Origin of the sequence: Acinetobacter soli (genome assembly GCF_000760595.1) — a bacterium.
Classification (GTDB): Bacteria; Pseudomonadota; Gammaproteobacteria; order Pseudomonadales; family Moraxellaceae; genus Acinetobacter; species Acinetobacter soli.
The window spans coordinates 46,071-64,510 of the sequence record NZ_BBNM01000007.1 but is presented as its reverse complement, the minus strand read 5'-3'; the positions used below and the strand labels follow the sequence as shown (position 1 = coordinate 64,510).

The 18,440-nt window shown below is 40.9% G+C and carries 20 protein-coding genes; 9 read left to right on the top strand and 11 right to left on the bottom strand.

Annotated elements, in window-relative coordinates; all coding sequences use genetic code 11:
• Nucleotides 1–9: 9 nt before the first annotated feature.
• From Aso01_RS09820 to Aso01_RS09810, 3 genes are all read right to left on the bottom strand, one after another.
• Nucleotides 10–489 (bottom strand): regulatory protein RecX, encoded by a 480-nt coding sequence (locus tag Aso01_RS09820; protein ID WP_004936818.1) that lies wholly within the window; start codon nt 487–489, stop codon nt 10–12.
• Nucleotides 490–539: 50 nt separating this feature from the next.
• Nucleotides 540–1,592: a recombinase RecA gene (recA, locus tag Aso01_RS09815; protein WP_004936821.1), complete on the bottom strand. Its 1,053-nt coding sequence runs from the start codon at nt 1,590–1,592 to the stop codon at nt 540–542.
• A 158-nt stretch (nt 1,593–1,750) separates the two neighbouring features.
• A complete protein-coding gene (locus tag Aso01_RS09810) occupies nt 1,751–2,194 on the bottom strand; it encodes an RNA-binding S4 domain-containing protein (RefSeq protein WP_004936824.1) in 444 nt (147 codons plus the stop codon).
• A 560-nt stretch (nt 2,195–2,754) separates the two neighbouring features.
• Here Aso01_RS09810 and Aso01_RS09805 point away from each other — a divergent pair.
• Complete coding sequence (locus Aso01_RS09805) at nt 2,755–3,615, top strand: 3'(2'),5'-bisphosphate nucleotidase CysQ family protein (RefSeq protein WP_004936827.1); 861 nt, start codon at nt 2,755–2,757, stop codon at nt 3,613–3,615.
• 56 nt (nt 3,616–3,671) lie between these two features.
• Nucleotides 3,672–4,409, top strand: coding sequence for a histidine phosphatase family protein (locus Aso01_RS09800; RefSeq protein WP_004936829.1), 738 nt, complete (start codon nt 3,672–3,674; stop codon nt 4,407–4,409).
• A gap of 67 nt (nt 4,410–4,476) precedes the next feature.
• Here the strand turns inward: Aso01_RS09800 and rpsT are convergent, their stop codons facing one another.
• Nucleotides 4,477–4,746 carry a 30S ribosomal protein S20 gene (gene rpsT / locus Aso01_RS09795; protein WP_004925626.1) on the bottom strand — a complete coding sequence of 90 codons (270 nt, stop codon included), beginning with the start codon at nt 4,744–4,746 and terminating at the stop codon, nt 4,477–4,479.
• A 208-nt stretch (nt 4,747–4,954) separates the two neighbouring features.
• On the opposite strand from rpsT, the gene Aso01_RS09790 reads away from it, so the two are divergent.
• The 7 genes from Aso01_RS09790 (at nt 4,955) to Aso01_RS09760 (ending at nt 13,009) form a co-directional block, all read left to right on the top strand.
• Nucleotides 4,955–5,620, top strand: coding sequence for an NAD-dependent epimerase/dehydratase family protein (locus Aso01_RS09790; RefSeq protein WP_004936832.1), 666 nt, complete (start codon nt 4,955–4,957; stop codon nt 5,618–5,620).
• A 12-nt stretch (nt 5,621–5,632) separates the two neighbouring features.
• Nucleotides 5,633–6,148, top strand: coding sequence for a ribonuclease E activity regulator RraA (rraA, locus tag Aso01_RS09785; RefSeq protein ID WP_004936834.1), 516 nt, complete (start codon nt 5,633–5,635; stop codon nt 6,146–6,148).
• Nucleotides 6,149–6,161: 13 nt separating this feature from the next.
• Nucleotides 6,162–6,944: a glutathione S-transferase N-terminal domain-containing protein gene (locus Aso01_RS09780; RefSeq protein WP_004936836.1), complete on the top strand. Its 783-nt coding sequence runs from the start codon at nt 6,162–6,164 to the stop codon at nt 6,942–6,944.
• Nucleotides 6,945–7,060: 116 nt separating this feature from the next.
• Complete coding sequence (locus Aso01_RS09775; protein ID WP_004936838.1) at nt 7,061–7,414, top strand: hypothetical protein; 354 nt, start codon at nt 7,061–7,063, stop codon at nt 7,412–7,414.
• A 60-nt stretch (nt 7,415–7,474) separates the two neighbouring features.
• Nucleotides 7,475–10,936, top strand: coding sequence for a transcription-repair coupling factor (gene mfd, locus Aso01_RS09770; protein ID WP_039909899.1), 3,462 nt, complete (start codon nt 7,475–7,477; stop codon nt 10,934–10,936).
• Between the two features lie 143 nt (nt 10,937–11,079).
• Nucleotides 11,080–11,514 (top strand): HIT domain-containing protein, encoded by a 435-nt coding sequence (locus tag Aso01_RS09765; RefSeq protein ID WP_004936845.1) that lies wholly within the window; start codon nt 11,080–11,082, stop codon nt 11,512–11,514.
• Nucleotides 11,515–11,569: 55 nt separating this feature from the next.
• Nucleotides 11,570–13,009, top strand: a complete 1,440-nt coding sequence (locus Aso01_RS09760; RefSeq protein WP_004936846.1) for an adenylate/guanylate cyclase domain-containing protein — start codon at nt 11,570–11,572, stop codon at nt 13,007–13,009.
• A gap of 50 nt (nt 13,010–13,059) precedes the next feature.
• Here Aso01_RS09760 and fdx read toward each other — a convergent pair whose 3' ends face one another.
• The 7 genes from fdx to Aso01_RS09725 all read right to left on the bottom strand — a co-directional run bounded on the left by fdx (nt 13,060) and on the right by Aso01_RS09725 (nt 18,400).
• Entirely contained in the window at nt 13,060–13,398 is a 339-nt protein-coding gene (gene fdx / locus Aso01_RS09755; RefSeq protein WP_004936847.1) for an ISC system 2Fe-2S type ferredoxin, read from the bottom strand.
• A 15-nt stretch (nt 13,399–13,413) separates the two neighbouring features.
• Nucleotides 13,414–15,276, bottom strand: coding sequence for a Fe-S protein assembly chaperone HscA (hscA, locus tag Aso01_RS09750; protein ID WP_004936849.1), 1,863 nt, complete (start codon nt 15,274–15,276; stop codon nt 13,414–13,416).
• Between the two features lie 33 nt (nt 15,277–15,309).
• Complete coding sequence (hscB, locus tag Aso01_RS09745; protein WP_004936852.1) at nt 15,310–15,825, bottom strand: Fe-S protein assembly co-chaperone HscB; 516 nt, start codon at nt 15,823–15,825, stop codon at nt 15,310–15,312.
• Nucleotides 15,826–15,907: 82 nt separating this feature from the next.
• The gene (gene iscA / locus Aso01_RS09740; RefSeq protein ID WP_004936854.1) at nt 15,908–16,228 is read right to left on the bottom strand and encodes an iron-sulfur cluster assembly protein IscA; all 321 of its coding nucleotides are present in this window, start codon (nt 16,226–16,228) and stop codon (nt 15,908–15,910) included.
• 22 nt (nt 16,229–16,250) lie between these two features.
• Complete coding sequence (gene iscU / locus Aso01_RS09735; protein WP_004936858.1) at nt 16,251–16,637, bottom strand: Fe-S cluster assembly scaffold IscU; 387 nt, start codon at nt 16,635–16,637, stop codon at nt 16,251–16,253.
• Between the two features lie 70 nt (nt 16,638–16,707).
• Nucleotides 16,708–17,925, bottom strand: a complete 1,218-nt coding sequence (locus Aso01_RS09730; protein WP_004936859.1) for an IscS subfamily cysteine desulfurase — start codon at nt 17,923–17,925, stop codon at nt 16,708–16,710.
• A gap of 1 nt (nt 17,926) precedes the next feature.
• Nucleotides 17,927–18,400: an Rrf2 family transcriptional regulator gene (locus Aso01_RS09725; protein ID WP_004936860.1), complete on the bottom strand. Its 474-nt coding sequence runs from the start codon at nt 18,398–18,400 to the stop codon at nt 17,927–17,929.
• Nucleotides 18,401–18,440 lie beyond the last annotated feature (40 nt).

The following is an 18,440-nucleotide window of genomic DNA, read 5'->3' as shown; positions in this document are numbered from 1 at the left end:
ACCACCATTCTAATCTTCTGCTGTGTAATTTATCGCTTTCAAAATAATATCCATATCAAAACCTCTATATTGTAAGAACCGAATTTGCTTTGCTTTTTGTTTAGGATCTTTCTCCACAGTATCACCAAACTTCTTTCTTTTTAATTGATATGCCTGTTCAAACCAGTCGATATCATTGAATTCGTCATTAATTAATTCACGATCAAGCGCTTTCTTCTTTAAAGCGTGTTTAATTTGATTAGGACCTTTACCTTTGCGCATTTGACTGGCCAGAACCATTTCTGCAACACGCTGATCACTTTGATAGTTCTGATCTGATAACTCCTCTACCAATTGTATGACTTCGGCTTGATCAAGCGCGTACAGATTGAGTTTCTCAATTAATTCAGCTTTGCTGTATTCTTTTCGCGTTAGAAGTGCAAATGCTAAAGAGCGAAGGCGAGTGCCTGTTAGGGTGGGATTATTGGGTTTCTTTTTTTGGAAATACATATTCAAACTCATGAAAAAACGCCCCAGAGGGCGTTTGATAGTGTGGTGGCTTAACTTTCAATAAAGTCTGGCTGTTCTTCTGGCTCATCATCATGCGCAGCGGCTGGATCTGTATTTTTGGTGAGCAATTGTTCGCGAATAGCACGTTCAATTTCTGCCGAAATACTTGGATTTTCCTCAAAATAACGAATCACGTTATTTTTACCTTGTCCAATTTTGTTGCCTTGATATGAATACCAAGCACCTGCTTTTTGAACAATATTTTGTTGAACTGCGAGATCGACAAGTTCACCTAACTGGTTAACACCTTTGCCGTACAGGATCTGGAAAATAGCTTCGCGAAAAGGAGGGGCCATTTTGTTCTTAACCACTTTTACTTTAGTTTCAGAACCGACGATTTCGTCACCTTCTTTTACTTGGCCAATACGACGGATATCCAATCGAACAGATGCATAGAATTTAAGTGCATTACCGCCCGTTGTGGTTTCAGGGCTTCCAAACATTACACCAATCTTCATACGAATTTGGTTAATGAAGATCACCATGCAATTAGAGCGTTTTGCATTACCCGTAATTTTACGTAGCGCTTGACTCATCAAGCGGGCTTGCAAGCCCATATGTGAGTCGCCCATTTCACCTTCAATTTCAGCTTTTGGGGTCAATGCGGCAACCGAGTCGACCACGATTAGATCAATCGCACCCGAGCGAACTAGCATATCCGCGATTTCTAGAGCTTGTTCACCATTGTCTGGCTGGGAAACCAAAAGATTTTCAATATCAACACCGAGCTTGCGTGCGTATTGAGGATCTAGTGCATGTTCTGCATCGATAAATGCACATGTACCGCCAGATTTTTGACATTGAGCAATTGCCTGTAATGTCATGGTGGTTTTACCTGAGGATTCAGGACCGTAAATTTCAACAATACGACCCTTCGGTAAACCTCCAATGCCAAGCGCAATATCAAGCGTGAGCGAACCTGTAGAAACAGCTTCAACGGCTTGCACGGTATTGTCGCCTAAGCGCATAACTGTGTTTTTACCAAACTGTTTTTCAATCTGGCTTAAGGCAGCTTGTAATGCCTTAGTTTTATTATCATCCATCTCACAACCTCAAAACTGTGTAATATCACTTTCATTCAAAGTGGATGTATTGAATTTCAACCTCGTTCCACTGATGTATAGTGACAGATTTGCTCTTTCTCTTCTATGTCGATAATGTGCTAGTACGACACATTATGACGCTCAAAACGCAAATGAGTTTACTCATCATTGTATGACCATGATTGATCGAACTGCTGATCATTATCTTGCTTGAACCGATTGATTTGTCTTCTATCTTTTTTGGATGGACGATGATCTGGTCGAGCTAAATTATGCAATTTTCTTTGCGAAGCAATCAACTCTCTTCGTGCAATACTGACAGGCGTTTCTTCGTATAACTGTTGTGCAACTGGAGCAGGGCCACGCATGCTCGATAGTGCTTTAACCACAACAGTTTTACGCTCGATTCCCTGCTGAATGGTAAGCTCCATTCCGATACGCACATCTTTAGAAACTTTTACGCGTTCATTGTTATGATGAACCTTGCCACCTTCAATTGCAGCTTTTGCTATTGAACGTGTTTTAAAGAAACGAGCTGCCCATAACCATTTATCGACTCGCATTGAATCGATACTTTTTTCTTCATGTTGCTGTTTTGACATCAAAATCCTTACAAAAACCACAAAGCAGTTTGATTTTGCCTTTTTACTTTTAGGCACGCTACAGGTTCTAAATATAAGGGCTTTCTGAACAGTTTCAATAGTTCCATTAATTTTTTACACATTTAGTTTTATATTGTTCAAGCGAAACACAATGCTGTAAAGAGTGGGTAAAATAAAATATTTTTAGTTGTAATGAAAGATTAAAAAAGCCACATTAGTGGCTTATTTGGGGCTAATCACATAAAAATAAAAGACTAGAAACAGTAAAACGATTGAGGTCATGAATAGATAAGTATTGGCCGTATTGAAACTCTTTAAAAATTTAATTAAGTTCATAAAGATGTAACCCCATAATATATTATTAGATTAGGTGATTTTCGATTCATATTTTAATTGAAAATGTGATTTTTGTCCCATCTTCAAGAGTAAAAGTTGTTTATTTGTGTAAACGTGCGAAAAAGCTTAATTAAATCTTAAGTTTAATTGTATCACTGGGTTAATTTTAATCTTGCTGCTAAACGAATATACTCAATAAAGTCGACAAGAGAATAAATGAAGCTATGTTTGTTATATCTGATCCGGTGTCTCATGATCCATTGTTGTTGAAAATTCTTGATATTTTAGCTCATGCCTCGGAAATACTGGTTCAAGAGTTTGATACTTATGCATCGGGAAAAGTGTTTAAGATTGATCGGAAAGAGGATACTTCTCCAGTCACTCAAGCGGATCTTCGCGTCAATCAGTATATCACTGAGGAGTTGGCAAAACTTGAGCCGTTCTATCCTGTACTTTCTGAAGAAAGTGAAAGTGTGCAGCGATCCGAATGGAAAAGTTTCTGGATGCTTGATCCACTCGATGGGACAAAAGAGTTTTTACATAAACGGCCAGAATTTACGATCAATTTAAGTTTGGTGTGTGGTGATAAAACAAACTTTTCAGCTTTGGTTGTGCCTTGTAAAGGTGTTGTTTATTTAGGATATCTCGATCAACATCCATATAAATACGAGTTTCAGTCCAAACGCTGGTGGCGTTATCAAGCAGATAGCGATCAGCATTCAAATGTAATTCGAGTTGGCTTAAGTCATAACAATAAAAATGATCAGTATCAGCAATTCATGACGTATCTGGAGCAACACTATACTGTTGAGTGCTTGGAAGCGGGCAGTGCTTACAAATTTTGCTTAATGCTTGAAAGTGAGATTGATCTCTATCCACGTTTTCATCCCACTTCTGAGTGGGATACTAGCGCGGGTCAGGGACTTTTAGAGAGTATAGGCGGAGGGTTGGTCTCTTTGAAAGGATTGCCTTTTAAGTATAACGTTCGCGATACCTTATTGAATAAAGGCTTCTTAGCATTTGCCAGCCCTAAGTATGAAGAGCTTGCCAAAGACCTGTTGAGTCATATGGACAATTATAATTGAGTGTTTTTTGTTGCGTGGTATAGTGATAACGTAATAAAGAATTAATGATTTTGATCATGACACTTAAATTGCTTCCTCCCAGCATGTTTCGAGCTTTAGATCTACTTCCAGATCCAAACATACCTGTGACTTTGTTTACCCGCCATTCACTGAGAGAGTTGGTGAATGGGCAAGGGCTGGCTGGCTATGATCTACAGTTAACTGATCAAGGACGTGAGTTAGCCAAAGCATGGGGGGCTTACTTGATTGAAAATACTGGTCGAACCATTCAGCATTGTATTTCAAGTCCCATTCAGCGCTGTGTTGATACTGCTGCATTGATCATTGAGGGTGCCGATGCGGTGGCACGTTGCCCAAATACCCATACGATTGAAATTGTCGAGCAAGGTTTGCTGGTGGAGCCAGGAAGTTTTGTGCTTGATATCAAACAAGCTGCACCTTTCTTCAGACAGCAGGGTGCGCTTGGTTTTATAAATAGTTTTGTAAATAACGCGCTACCCGGTATGAAACATCCGATTACGGGTGTATTCGATGTGCTTGAATTGATTTATAACACGCACCCTTCTGCACCTTATGGTTTAAGTCTTGCGGTCAGTCACGATACAATTATTGCAGCGATTGTCGCAGTCATGGCTGGGCGCCAACAAATTGATCAAGAAGATTGGCCTGCCATGATGGAAGGTTTATTTGTATGGTTTGAAGGAGATGATTTTGCTGGGAGCGAGCTAAACTGGTTATGGCGTGGTGAACGACATCATTTGAGGGTTTCTGATTTCTTAAATCGACATGAGTAATGACAAAATCAGATAAGCTAAATAGCAGATATAAAAAAAGCCCCATCGGGCTTTTTTTATGAATTACTTAGTTAGAAGCAAGTGCTTTAACTTGAGCATTCAAGCGGCTCTTGTGACGAGCTGCTTTGTTTTTGTGGATGATGCCTTTGTCAGCCATACGGTCGATTACAGGAACAGCTTTTTTATAAGCTTCTGTAGCAACAGTATAATCACCAGCTGCAATTGCATTTACAGTACGTTTGATGTATGTACGAACCATAGAACGCAAGCTTGCGTTGTGTTTGCGCGCTTTAACGTTTTGACGCGCACGTTTTTTTGCCTGAGCAGAGTTTGCCACTCTTGCACTCCTTGAAATTTGATTGGTCTGGGCGGGCTGAAGCTTTACTTAAAAAATAAAACAATCACCAGCCCGTAAACAAGTGCCATATTTTGATGAATCCCTGTCGGTAAGTCAAGCCTTGAGACGTTTTTGCTACGTTTTTGATGCTGATTAATGCCAAAGAAAACGTTAAATTAGCTATAAAAATAACTCGGTAGTAAAAAACATGTCTAATTTAAAAAATAAAGCACTGGTTTTGGGTTCGACAGGTTTGGTTGGAAGCGCGTTACTTGAACAGCTACAAACTTCAGCATTCTTCGATGCGATCACCGTTATTGTACGGCACAAAAATGACGTATTGAATGATATTCCTCGTGTTGAACAATATGTGCTCGATGATTTTTTATTATTAAATGATGAAGATTTGTCTGGATATACCCATGTTTTTAGCTGCTTAGGCACAACTTTAAAAAAAGCAGGATCTAAACAAAAATTCTATGCGGTGGATTACGAGATCAATGCACATGTAGCAGATTTGCTACAGAATCAGCAAACACACTTTCTATTTATCAGTGCATTAGGTGCAAACGTATCTTCTATGTTTTTTTATAACCGCGTGAAGGGGGAGCTCGAAGAATATATTAAATCGCTTGGGCTATATCGGGTCTCGATTTTGCAGCCGTCACTTTTAATAGGCATGAGAGACGAGCAGCGTTTACTTGAAGGACTTGGGCAGCGCGCATTTACTGTTTTTGAGCATCTTGTGAAGAAGCCATTTTTATATAAGCCGGTTCATGCAGATCAAGTGGCTAAAGCAATGCTAACTGCGTCAAAGCAGCAAATACAACCTTTACAGATATATGATAATTTGCAGATTCAAACAATGACATAAATGGAGAATAAAATGACAACAGTGGTACCGTTTGTGACCTGTGATTTACTTGATGATCATCCAGACAAAAATATTCAAGTACTGGTGCCATCGTTAGACGGTAAGAGTTTTAAAAGTTATGGTGCACGCCAAACCTTTGGGGGAGAAATTGTTACAGTGAAATGCTTCGAGGATAACTCCCGGGTAAAAGAGCTGTTAGCAACGCCTGGGCATGGAAAGGTGCTAGTGGTAGATGGCGGTGCATCGATGCGCTGTGCATTAATGGGTGATATGATTGCCGCATCTGCTGTAGAACATGGCTGGCATGGGGTTGTGATCTACGGGTGTGTCCGTGATGTTGACGTACTACGAACACTTGATCTGGGTGTGCATGCATTGGCTGCAATTCCTCAAAAAAGTCATCGCAAAGGGATAGGCGAAACACATATTCCTGTTTATTTTGGAAATGTGACATTTCAGTCTGGCCATTATCTATATGCCGACAACAATGGAATAATTGTGACAGAAGAACCACTTCATCAATTTTAATAAAGGTTGTTTTATGCTGATTCATCAAGTTAAAGTTTTACAATCCGTTGCTGCCAGTATTATTGAAGGCGGGCGCGGAGTGACTGGAACTGCATTTCCAAAGCAGCCAGAAAAACCGATTAAACTCTATGAGTTTGAAGGATCGCCCTTTTCTCGACGTGTTCGAGAAGTTCTTACCTTATTAAATCTGGATGTTGAAGTCTATCCATGTCCTAAAGGTGGGCAAAAGTATAGGAAACTTGTAAAAGAAAAAGGCGGTAAGACTCAATTTCCTTTCTTAATTGATGAAAATACGGGTGATCAGTTGTATGAGTCAGAGCTGATTATTCAGCATCTATTTAAGCATTATGGACAAACAGGCAAAACACCTGAGAAATATGCTCATTATCCGAAATTGCCTGTTGCAGGGATACTGGCAACGCTTGTCAATACAGCACGTGGTGTATGGGTCAATAAGAAAATTATTGATCGGGCAGCGCCAGAGCAGTTACTTGAGTTGTGGAGTTTTGAGGCGAGTCCTTACTCTCGTTTGGTTCGAGAGACGCTAACAGAATTGGAGTTACCTTATCTTTTGCATAATGTCTCTAAAGAGCGTTGGCAAGATATGGGGCCGGCTGTTTTACGATTGAAACCTGGTAAATATTGCCCACTGAAAGGTGGGAAGCGTGAAAAGCAATTGCCACTCATGCAGGGGAAAATGCAAGTGCCGTATTTGTATGATCCAAATACGCAAACCAAATTATTTGAGTCGGCGCTTATTGTTCAATACTTGAAAAAACAGTATGGACATTCTTAAACACCCAATCTAATCAATTTGGACATAATGCATGAGATTGCCAGAATGCGTGTTACGTGTTCTGGCATGACGAAATCGGGTAAAATTGAACATCCTGATTGAAGCTGAGACAAGACATGTTTAAAAAAATCACGGACTGGGTGGGTGGCTCCAAAAACAATCTAGAAGCCCAGTATATGAAAGATCATGACATCTCATATCATCCTGAACAGGGCTACTGTGTAAACGGCATAGTGGTAAACACGCTTTCAGAACGACTCGAATATTTTTCGAATCGCCGTCTGAATCGTTTCGATGATTTGGCAGCGCTTTACCTTGCAAGTATTGTGATTAATGAAAAAATCGATCTTGAAATTGCTACTGGAAACTATGTGCAGCGGCTACAAAATAACGAGAATAACTTACGAGAATTCAAGGCAATTATTGAAAAATTGAATCATTATTATCGAGAGTTTAAACGAGATAAGTAAGGCATAGATCAATTCGGACATGCTAAGATACAGCGCATGTCTACTAGATATGCGACCTCAATGTTCCAACACGAAATTTCACAACTCAAATTACAGCAATTAAAAACAGGCGAGAAACGCTGGGTAGGTTCACTCTTGGGTTCATCTGGGTCACTTCTATTCAAAGAAATGTCTGCCCAAATCTCCTCACTGATTGTGGTGGTTGCAAAGAATAGCCAGCATCTTGCACAACTTGAAAGTGAATTGGAATTTTATGGCATAAAACCAGTTATTTTTCCAGATTGGGAAATTCTTCCATACGATCGTCTTTCACCGCATCAAGATATTGTGTCTGAACGTCTAGCAATATTGGCCAATATGCCGCAGCAGGGCGTATTATTGATTTCAGCTTCAACGCTTGCACAAAAAATTGCACCAATTTCTTGGATTGTGGGGGAGCATTTTGATATTCAGGTTGGGCAGAAATTTGACTTAGAAAAAGAAAAATTAAGATTGATTCAGGCAGGATATCATTTAGTCGATACTGTATATGACCATGGTGAATTTGCAGTTCGGGGTAGTATTATGGACATTTACGCCTCTGGACAATCACAGCCCATTCGTATCGATTTGTTTGATAATGAAATTGAGACATTAAAGTTTTTCGATCCTGAAACCCAGCGTACGACAGAAAGTTTAAAGCAATTTCGTGTTTTACCTGCTAAAGAGTTTCCGTTAAAAGAAGGTCGATCTGTTTTTCGTGAGCGTTATGCAGAAGCATTTCCAACTGCAAATCCAAAGAAAAATCCAATTTATCAAGATGTTCTAGACGGTATTGCATCACCTGGTGTTGAGTTCTATCTGCCGCTATTTTTTAGTAAAGAAAGTGTACAACAGGGTAGTTACTTTACTTCATACTTACCTAAAAATTGCATTGTCATTACAAATGATACATTGGATGAGATTTTAATCTCATTTTGGAAAGATGTGTCACAGCGTTATGAAAGCCGCCGACACAATATCGATCACCCAATTTTGGCGCCAGAAGAATTATTTTTAACGCCTAATATAGTGTTAGAGCAACTCAATCAACTGCCTCGTATTGAAGTGTCAACTGCACCAGCTCCATCACGTGCAGGTGCAATTAACTTACCAACAGCAGAACCTGTACGATTACCTGTCGATCCAAAAAAACAGCAACCTTTTGAAGTCGTAAAAAACTATATCGATTCGGCTGGTCATCCAGTTTTACTTGTTGCAGAAAGTGCCGGTCGCCGTGAAACCCTAAAGGATGCGCTACGTCCAAGTTTGGGTGATATCCCAACAATCGATAGCTTTCAAGATTTTCTAAAGCAGCAACATCCTATTTCAATTACCAGTGCGCCTCTTGATCGTGGTTTGGTGATTGTTGATCAACTGTCGGTTATTTCTGAAAATCAACTTTATGAGCATCGAGTCGTTCAGCGTCGTCGAAAACGTCAGCAAGATGTCTCTGAAGAGTTTCTGATCCGCAGTTTAACAGAACTTAGTATAGGTGCCCCGGTTGTACATATCGATCATGGTGTAGGGCGTTATGCCGGTTTGGTCACGCTGGAGATTGATGGACAGGACTATGAGTTTTTGCAGCTCGATTATGCCGATGCTGCAAAAGTATATGTGCCTGTCACCAATTTACATTTGATTAGCCGCTACAGTGGAGGGGATCCAGATTTAGCGCCATTACACAAAATTGGCACTGATGCATGGAACAAGGCCAAACGTAAAGCACTGGAGCAAATTCATGATGTGGCTGCGGAGTTGCTTCACATACAAGCACGGCGTCAGTCTAAGCCGGGATTTGCGTTTGAGCTGGACCATAGTCTGTATATGCAATTCTCAAGTGGCTTTGCTTATGAAGAAACACTCGATCAAGCTAATGCTATTGAGGCGACCTTGCATGACATGCAACTGGCTAAGCCAATGGATCGTTTAGTATGTGGTGATGTTGGGTTTGGAAAAACTGAAGTGGCCATGCGTGCGGCATTTGTCGCGGTGCAAAACAATAAGCAAGTGGCTGTATTGGTTCCCACGACACTATTAGCCCAGCAGCATTATGAATCTTTCAAAGATCGCTTTGCCGACTGGCCGGTACGTATTGAAGTATTATCGCGATTTGGTTCGAATAAAACCCATCAAAAAAATATTGAAGATTTAGAGGCGGGTAAAGTCGATATTGTGATTGGTACACATAAGTTACTTCAGGAAACCGTCAAATTTCATGACCTTGGACTGATGATTGTCGATGAAGAGCATCGCTTTGGTGTTCGTGATAAAGAGCGAATCAAAGCCATGCGTGCAGATGTCGATATGTTGACCCTTACAGCAACACCAATTCCGCGAACTTTAAATATGGCATTTTCGGGCATGCGCGATTTATCCATTATCGCAACGCCACCAGCCAGACGTCTAGCAGTCAAAACGTTTGTTCAAGAACACACCGATGACTCCATTAAGGAAGCCATTTTACGTGAGTTGCTTCGAGGTGGTCAGGTTTATTTCCTGCACAATGAAGTGGATACCATTGAGCGTGCAGCAGAAAATATTCGTAATTTGGTGCCAGAAGCGCGTGTCGCCGTGGCACATGGTCAAATGCGCGAGCGCGAACTTGAGCAAGTGATGCAGCAGTTTTATCACAAAGAATATAATGTTTTGGTTTGCTCAACCATTATTGAAACGGGTATTGATGTACCTAATGCCAACACCATTATTATGGAGCGAGCCGATAAGCTAGGTTTGGCGCAACTCCATCAGCTTCGTGGCCGTGTTGGACGATCGCATCATCAAGCTTATGCCTATCTATTGGTGCCTTCAATCAAACACCTTAAAGGGGATGCAGAAAAGCGTCTGGATGCGATTCAACGCGCATCAACGTTAGGGGCCGGTTTTATGCTGGCTACAGAGGATTTAGAAATTCGTGGTGCAGGCGAACTATTGGGCGAGCAGCAAAGTGGATCTATACAGGCGATTGGTTATAGCCTGTATATGGAAATGCTTGAAAAAGCAACCAAAGCGATTCAAAAGGGTAAAACGCCTAACTTTGATGCGCCGCTCACGCTCACAGCCGAAATTAATTTACATATGCCGGCTTTGATCCCGGATGAATATTTGGGCGATGTACATCAGCGCTTACTGTTTTATAAGCGTATCAGTAATACCGACACTCAAGAGAAACTAGACAATATTCGAATGGAATTGATTGACCGATTCGGTACACTACCACCTGCTGTGAAGCAATTGTTTAGTATTCATCACATTCGACTGCAAGCTGAGCAGTTGGGAATCACCAAGATTGATCTCAACACGCAAGGTGGCTACATCGAGTTTGCTCAAGATACACCAGTTCAGGCAATCAGTATTATTCAGCTTATGCAAAAGCAACCGACCTACTACCGTATGGAAGGTGGGCAGCGCCTTAAAGTCATGGTTCAGCTTGAAGCATATGATAAACGTATCCAATTTGCGCAGGATTTATTATCTAAACTTATTAATGAGTTGAATGTATAAAAGCAAATTAGCGTGCTGTATTTAACTCGATTTTTTTGAACAAAATCATTGATATTTGTAAGTAAACACTTGGCTAATAATATTCACATCACAACTGATGTGATAGTATTAGCCATCACTGTTATTGTGTCATTTATAAAGATATGTTTAGTTTGCATCCACAACTTGCTCAAGATACTTTTTTTGTTGGCGACTTTCCGCTTTCAACATGTCGTTTAATGAATGATATGCAATTTCCATGGCTTATTTTAATCCCACGTGTTCCTGGGGTTTCAGAGCTTTATGAACTGAGCCAAGCTGATCAAGAACAATTTTTGAGAGAATCAAGCTGGTTGTCGAGCCAACTGGCGCGCGTGTTTCGTGCAGACAAAATGAATGTGGCTGCACTCGGTAATATGGTGCCTCAATTACACTTTCATCATGTTGTGCGTTACCAAAACGATTCTGTTTGGCCGAAACCAGTATGGGGAACACCTGCGGTCCCGTATTCTAATGATGTTTTAGCGCATATGCGTCAAACCTTGATGTTAGCATTGCGTGGTCAAGGTGATATGCCATTTGACTGGCGCATGGACTAAGTCCAATGTGCTGCATCTGGAATGATGCAGCCTAAGCTGCGAAGTGGAGGATAGGATGCTCACGAGATTGCTTGAGAGAGAGCCTCATCAATTTATGTATTTTCATCGGATGATGGGATACTTCATTCTCTCACTCAATTTGGTGATATATGCCTTCACTTCACCTGATTCAACTGTTCAAATCTTTGTTCCTGCGCTTTTCCTAGCCATCTTAATTGTTATTCCAAAACTTAATCGCTACTTAGAAGATAAGTTTGAAAGAAAAGTTGTTCTCAGCGTTTTTTTTATTATAGATACCATTGCGGTATCAATGTTTCTGGCAGGTGTTCATTTAAATCTTGTTTTAACTTTTGTTAGCCTGTTTGCACTTTTATACAGTGCGATCAACAGCCGAATTCCATTTGCAGTGATGGCTCTGGCTGTATTATCTGGTATTGCCTTTTTTTACTTCAACACACTGTTTATTTTCGGTTTTCATGGTTATCTCGGAGCGACTAGCCAAGAATTAATTGTGATCAGTTTGATTTGCCTGATTATTTTTATCAGTATGGGCAATTACTATCAAAATTTATATATTGAAAAACTCAACTTAGAGCGTCAAGACTATTACAACCAAATGACGCGCTATATGACATTTGCTAATCAGTTAAGCCGTTATGCACCTTTGCAGTTATGGCAGTCGATTATGCGCGGAGAGTCAGAAGCTAAAATTGAATACAAACGTAAAAAATTGACCGTATTTTTTTCTGATATTCAGGGATTTACCGAGCTTTCAGAAACATTGATTCCAGACGATTTGGCTTTTTTGCTCAATGATTATTTGAGTCATATGACTGAAATTGCCAATCAGTACGAAGCAACAATTGACAAGTTTATGGGCGACGCCATTTTAATTTTCTTTGGTGATCCAAATTCTCAGGGTGTTCAGCAAGATGCCAGATCCTGTGTTGAGATGGCCATTGCGATGCGTCAGCAAATGAAACTGTTACGAGAGCGCTGGAAAAAAATGGGATATCCGGCTTTAAATATCCGGATGGGAATTAGTACGGGTTATTGCCACGTGGGAAACTATGGTGCGACATACCGTATGGCCTATACCATTGTAGGTCGTGATGTTAATTTGGCAGCACGTTTGCAATATGCAGCAGAAGTTGATGAAATTTTAATTTCGGATGAAACTTACCAGCTCATTAAAGATGATTTTTTATGTGCGCCGAAAGCGCCAATTTATTTAAAAGGTATTCAAAACGCGGTCAAAACTTGGCAAATTCTTGAAAAATATACGGGAAGCCATGAGGAGTTTCAGCGCTGGTTTGATTATGAGTATAAAGGCTTTCATCTACTGTTAAATTTAGAAGAAGTACAGCGTTATGAATACGCACAGCTGATTGAAGTGATGGAAAAAATGATCCAGCGTATTCAAGATCAGCAGGCAATCACCAATAGTGAAGGCGTGGTGAAGTTGTCACTTGAAGATGAAGTAAAATCCGAATAATCCGCTAAAGCATATAAAAAAGCCATCGTTGAACGATGGCTTTTTTTTGATTAATGATTTTCTGAGGCATGATTGATGGTGTATTTTGGAATTTCGACTTCCAAATCTTCAGTCACTACTTTTACTTGGCAAGACAAACGTGAATCTGGCTCTAAGCCCCAAGCACGATCAAGTAAATCTGCTTCAACATCATTCATTTCATCAAGGCTATCAAAGCCTTTACGAATAACCACGTGGCATGTGGTACATGCGCATGACATGTCGCAAGCATGTTCAATCTTAATGCCGTTTGCAAGTAAGCTTTGACAAAGGTTGGCATTTTCTTCTACTTCAAACTCAGCACCATCTGGGCAAATTTGTGTATGCGGAAGAACTTTAATACGTGGCATAGTAATTCACCTGTTTTATTTCTGTGAGTTTGACCAATCTTCAAGTTTGGTGCCTTTAAGTGCATGATCGATATGACGATTCATGCGCATAGCAGCAAATTCATCGCTATGCACCTTAAGCTTGGCGACAGCTGCTTCAATTTGAGCAATATCATTCGATTGTAATTGTTGCTGAAGCGCTTCTTTCGCTTGAACAAGTGCTTTTGCCTGCGATGAATCGAGTAATTCAGCATCGGCTTTCAATGCTTGTTCGAGTGCTTCGAGTTCGCGTTGCGCTTCAACTTTGGTTTCTTGCAAGTGACGAAGATTTTTATCTTCTTCGGCATGCTCAAAACCTTCTAACAATAGGCGTTCTGTATCTGCAGAAGAAAGCCCATAAGATGGTTTAATGTCGATCTGTGCTTTGACGCCGGATGTGGTTTCTTGCGCAGACACATTGAGCAAGCCATCTGCATCCACTTGAAACGTAACTTCAATGCGTGCCTGACCCGCAGTCATTGGTGGAATACCATGCAGTACAAACTTACCCAGAGAACGACAATGTTCAACCAGATCACGCTCGCCTTGAACCACATGAATCAACATTGCAGTCTGGCCATCTTGATACGTGGTAAATTCTTGGCGGCGTGCCACAGGAATTGCAGTGTTACGAGAAATCAGTCGCTCAACCAAACCACCCATCGTCTCTAAACCTAAAGACAATGGCGTAACATCCAACAGAAGTGATCCATCTTGTGTATTACCAATCAATTGATTGGCCGTGATCGATGCACCAATTGCCACGACTTCATCAGGATTGATTGAACAGAGTGGTTCTTGTTTGAATACTTCACGTACCACATTTTGAACGGCATACGAACGTGTAGAACCACCCACCAAAACCACTTTCTCAATCTCATCTAAACTGAGTTTTGCATCACGTAAGACACGTTTACAAACACTAATGGTTTTATCAAGTGCAACTTGAATAATCGACTCAAAATCACTACGGGTAAGTACGATCTGATGATCCAGTGCTTTAAAGGTCACTTCAGGCAATTCAGAAAGTTGTTCTTTTGCACTACGTGCAGCCACAATAAAGGCTGCATATTCGTGATCATCGAGTGATTCAATCTGTAACTGTTTTTTCACCCATTTAACAATGAGTCGATCTAAGTCATCACCGCCTAAAGCCGTATGTCCACCAGTGGCCAGTACTTCAAAAACACCTTGTGAAAATCTTAAGATGGAAACGTCGAATGTTCCGCCACCCAAGTCGTAAATCACATAATTGTGGTCTTGAGCTAACTGGTTTTCTTGATCTAAACCGTATGCAATAGCCGCCGCAGTGGGTTCGTTCAATAAACGCAACACGTTTAATCCAGCAAGCTGGGCCGCATCGCGCGTTGCCTGACGCTGTGCTTCATCAAAATACGCAGGCACCGTAATTACAGCACCATTAATCGGATTTTTTAGGCTATCTTCTGCGCGAAGTTTGAGCTGAGTCAAAATGGCTGCAGAAATTTCGACTGGCGTTTTACGTCCTTGCGCCGTTTCAAATGCAGGCATTTCATTGTCATTGCCCACCAGTTTGTACGGGTGCTGAAACTTAATATCCGCTTTTGAGCGGCCCATAAAGCGCTTGACCGAAACAATGGTATTTTGCGGATCAGTAGTCAAAAATGGTTTGGCATCGTTGGCATATTCAATCGACTGATCGGCGTAATGCACAATCGAAGGAAATAAGACATGGCCTTTTTCGTCCTGTAATACTTTGGCTTGCCCAGAAAGAACTGTTGCAACCAAAGAATGTGTTGTTCCAAGGTCAATACCAATCGCAATGCGATGCTCGTGTGGGGCACTTGATTGACCAGGTTCAGCAATTTGCAAGAGTGCCATGTAAAATCCCTTGAGTAAATCTATGCAGTAAAATTAAAAGTCGTCATCAAGATCGAAGCTATCTTCATCAAGTAGCTGATCTTCTGCTTTGTCTATATCGTTTAAGACCCGTTGAAAAAAACGTAACTTTCGTACGGTATCACGTGCTTCCGACCAGTCTTCATCGTTATAGTCAATTTTAAATTCGCGAATAAGACCATCGATCCATTGATTCACTTCATTTTTGAGTAAATCAAGCTCAGATGGAGTCGAGGCTTCATCAAGCTGCTCTCTAATTTCGAGTGCAGATTGTAAAAATTCAAAATCGTGAATAGATTGGTCGAGGTGATGATCTTGTTTTTTCAACGCCAACATATAGGCAGCACGACTATCGACATTACTTAAGGTTTTATAAGCCTGATTAATGTCACTAGATTGAATAAGCGCCTGTTCTTTATCTACAGCTTTATCTGGATGATACTGCTGCTGTAATTTCAGAAAATTATTTTTTAAAGCGACTAAATCAATGTCGAGTGCTACCGGTAAGTCAAACAACTCAAAATGATTCATGGGAGATGAATTCCGAAGTTAATCATAAATTAAAAACAGTGAAGATCACTGTTTTTAATTAAGAAGAAGGGAAGGTGAAGGATTAAACGGTAAAGGATTCACCGCAACCACATTCACCTTTTTTATTTGGATTATTAAATTCAAAGCCTTCATTCAATCCATTTTTGACGTAGTCCATCTCCAAACCTTCGAGATAAACTAGACTTTTCGGATCTACAAATACTTTTACACCATGCTGTTCAAAGATTTCATCGTGCTGATTAACATCATCGACAAACTCAAGCACGTAAGCCAAACCGGAACAGCCAGAAGTTTTCACACCCACCCGAATGCCTTCGCCTTTACCACGGTTAAGCAAATAGTTGCGCACATGAGTTGCTGCATTTTCAGTTAAGTGAATCATGAAAACTCCGTTGTAGTGCTAATTAAGCTTTTGATTGCTTGTTGCGATAATCGACAATTGCGGCTTTGATTGCATCTTCTGCAAGTACTGAACAGTGTACTTTTACAGGAGGTAATGCAAGCTCGGTTGCAATATCGATATTTTTAATCGCTTGTGCTTGATCAAGCGTCTTACCTTTTAGCCACTCTGTTACCAAAGAGCTTGAGGCAATCGCAGAACCACAGCCATAAGTTTTAAAGCGTGCTTCTTCGATAACGCCTTCATTATTTACTTGGATCTGTAAGCGCATTACGTCGCCACATGCAGGAGCACCAACCATGCCAGTGCCTACATTTTCAGCATTTTTGTCTAAAACACCAACGTTACGTGGGTTTTCGTAATGATCAATTACTTTTTCGCTATAAGCCATGTTGCTTCTCCAAACCTCGGGGTCAGCCTAATATTAAATATGAGGGTTAAAACACCGATTTCAATTAAAATTAGTGTTCAGCCCATTCAACCGTAGAAAGGTCGATACCTTCCTTGTACATATCCCAAAGCGGAGAAAGTTCACGAAGTTTCTCAACAGCGGCTTTGGTTACTTCTAGCACGTGATCAATATCCGCTTCTGTGGTGTATTTACCGAAGCTAAAACGAATTGAGCTGTGTGCAAGTTCATCCGACAAACCAAGAGCACGTAATACATACGATGGCTCAAGCGTAGCAGATGTACATGCTGAACCACTTGATACAGCAGCATCTTTTAATGCCATCATCAAGGATTCACCTTCCACAAAGTTAAAACTTACGTTAAGGAAGTTTGCAACGTTTTGTGTCGGATGACCATTTAAGAAAACTTGCTCTAGACCTTGCAAGCCATTCCATAATTTGTCACGTAAAACACGTAAACGCGCTTGTTCTGTTTGAATGCTTTTTCCTGCAAGTTCAAAAGCTTCACCCATGCCAACAATTTGATGTGTTGCCAAAGTACCTGAACGCATACCACGCTCGTGACCACCACCGTGCATTTGTGCTTTCAAACGAACGCGTGGAGTACGACGAACATAAAGTGCACCAATACCTTTAGGGCCATAAGCCTTATGCGCAGAGAAGCTCATCAAGTCAATTTTCATGGTCGAAAGATCGATTTCGACTTTACCTGCTGCTTGGGCAGCATCGACATGAAGGAATGTTTTATTGGCACGTGTAAGTTCGCCAATCGCAGCAACGTCAGTCACCGTACCCAATTCGTTGTTGACCAACATAAGTGAAACAAGAATGGTGTCTGGACGAAGCGCAGCCTTCACCATTTCAGGTGTAATCAAACCTGTACGTGGCTCTGGCTCTAGATAGGTAATCTCAAAACCTTCTTCTTCTAGTTCGCGGCATGGATCAAGCACAGCTTTGTGTTCAATTTTGCTGGTAATAATGTGCTTACCTTTCGAACCGTAGAATTGTGCGATACCCTTAAGCGCAAGGTTGTCAGATTCTGTTGCACCAGAAGTCCAAACGATTTCGCGTGGATCTGCTTTAATTAAATTGGCAACTTGTTCACGTGCATATTCAACTTTTTCTTCAGCTTGCCAGCCATATGCATGTGAACGTGATGCAGCATTACCGAATGTGCCTTCAAAAGTAAGACATTCCATCATACGTTCCGCTACTTCTGGAAGAACGGGAGTGGTGGCTGCATAATCAAGATAAATCGGACGTTTCATGTCAAATACCTGTAACCGAAAGAAGCGGTGAATCGAAATGAACTGAATTTTGACGTAGTGCAACGGTTTGAACGTTGTCGCGTGCGAACAAGTCAGCCAGTGTGATTTTTGCTAAGTAATCGGCAATGTGGTGAGAAAGTTCTTGCCATAAGTCATGTGTTAAGCACATTGCACCGTTTTGGCAGTTGCCTTTATGGTCACAACGCGTGGCATCGACAGTTTCATTAACTGCTTCAATGATTTCTAAAACCGTAATTTCGGCAGAGTTGCGTGCCAAGTGGTAACCACCATTTGCTCCGCGAACACTCGAAACCAAGCCATGACGCTTAAGTTTAGCAAAGAGTTGTTCGAGATAGGCCACTGAAATGGATTGGCGAGCTGCAATTTCTGCTAGCGTGATCGTTTGTTCAGTTGGCTGCAAGGCTAAATCAAGTAAAGCAGTCACTGCGTAGCGACCGCGAGTTGTAAGACGCATGATTCGGTACACATGTTGAGACTAGATAATGGAATTTTAT

Excerpts from the sequence above, each read along its gene's own strand:
- Aso01_RS09820 (WP_004936818.1), bottom strand. The coding sequence starts at position 489 with ATGTATTTCCAAAAAAAGAAACCCAATAATCCCACCCTAACAGGCACT.
- recA (WP_004936821.1), bottom strand. The coding sequence starts at position 1,592 with ATGGATGATAATAAAACTAAGGCATTACAAGCTGCCTTAAGCCAGATT.
- Aso01_RS09810 (WP_004936824.1), bottom strand. The coding sequence starts at position 2,194 with ATGTCAAAACAGCAACATGAAGAAAAAAGTATCGATTCAATGCGAGTC.
- Aso01_RS09805 (WP_004936827.1), top strand. The coding sequence starts at position 2,755 with ATGTTTGTTATATCTGATCCGGTGTCTCATGATCCATTGTTGTTGAAA.
- Aso01_RS09800 (WP_004936829.1), top strand. The coding sequence starts at position 3,672 with ATGACACTTAAATTGCTTCCTCCCAGCATGTTTCGAGCTTTAGATCTA.
- Aso01_RS09790 (WP_004936832.1), top strand. The coding sequence starts at position 4,955 with ATGTCTAATTTAAAAAATAAAGCACTGGTTTTGGGTTCGACAGGTTTG.
- rraA (WP_004936834.1), top strand. The coding sequence starts at position 5,633 with ATGACAACAGTGGTACCGTTTGTGACCTGTGATTTACTTGATGATCAT.
- Aso01_RS09780 (WP_004936836.1), top strand. The coding sequence starts at position 6,162 with ATGCTGATTCATCAAGTTAAAGTTTTACAATCCGTTGCTGCCAGTATT.
- Aso01_RS09775 (WP_004936838.1), top strand. The coding sequence starts at position 7,061 with ATGTTTAAAAAAATCACGGACTGGGTGGGTGGCTCCAAAAACAATCTA.
- mfd (WP_039909899.1), top strand. The coding sequence starts at position 7,475 with ATGTTCCAACACGAAATTTCACAACTCAAATTACAGCAATTAAAAACA.
- Aso01_RS09765 (WP_004936845.1), top strand. The coding sequence starts at position 11,080 with ATGTTTAGTTTGCATCCACAACTTGCTCAAGATACTTTTTTTGTTGGC.
- Aso01_RS09760 (WP_004936846.1), top strand. The coding sequence starts at position 11,570 with ATGCTCACGAGATTGCTTGAGAGAGAGCCTCATCAATTTATGTATTTT.
- fdx (WP_004936847.1), bottom strand. The coding sequence starts at position 13,398 with ATGCCACGTATTAAAGTTCTTCCGCATACACAAATTTGCCCAGATGGT.
- hscA (WP_004936849.1), bottom strand. The coding sequence starts at position 15,276 with ATGGCACTCTTGCAAATTGCTGAACCTGGTCAATCAAGTGCCCCACAC.
- hscB (WP_004936852.1), bottom strand. The coding sequence starts at position 15,825 with ATGAATCATTTTGAGTTGTTTGACTTACCGGTAGCACTCGACATTGAT.
- iscA (WP_004936854.1), bottom strand. The coding sequence starts at position 16,228 with ATGATTCACTTAACTGAAAATGCAGCAACTCATGTGCGCAACTATTTG.
- iscU (WP_004936858.1), bottom strand. The coding sequence starts at position 16,637 with ATGGCTTATAGCGAAAAAGTAATTGATCATTACGAAAACCCACGTAAC.
- Aso01_RS09730 (WP_004936859.1), bottom strand. The coding sequence starts at position 17,925 with ATGAAACGTCCGATTTATCTTGATTATGCAGCCACCACTCCCGTTCTT.
- Aso01_RS09725 (WP_004936860.1), bottom strand. The coding sequence starts at position 18,400 with ATGCGTCTTACAACTCGCGGTCGCTACGCAGTGACTGCTTTACTTGAT.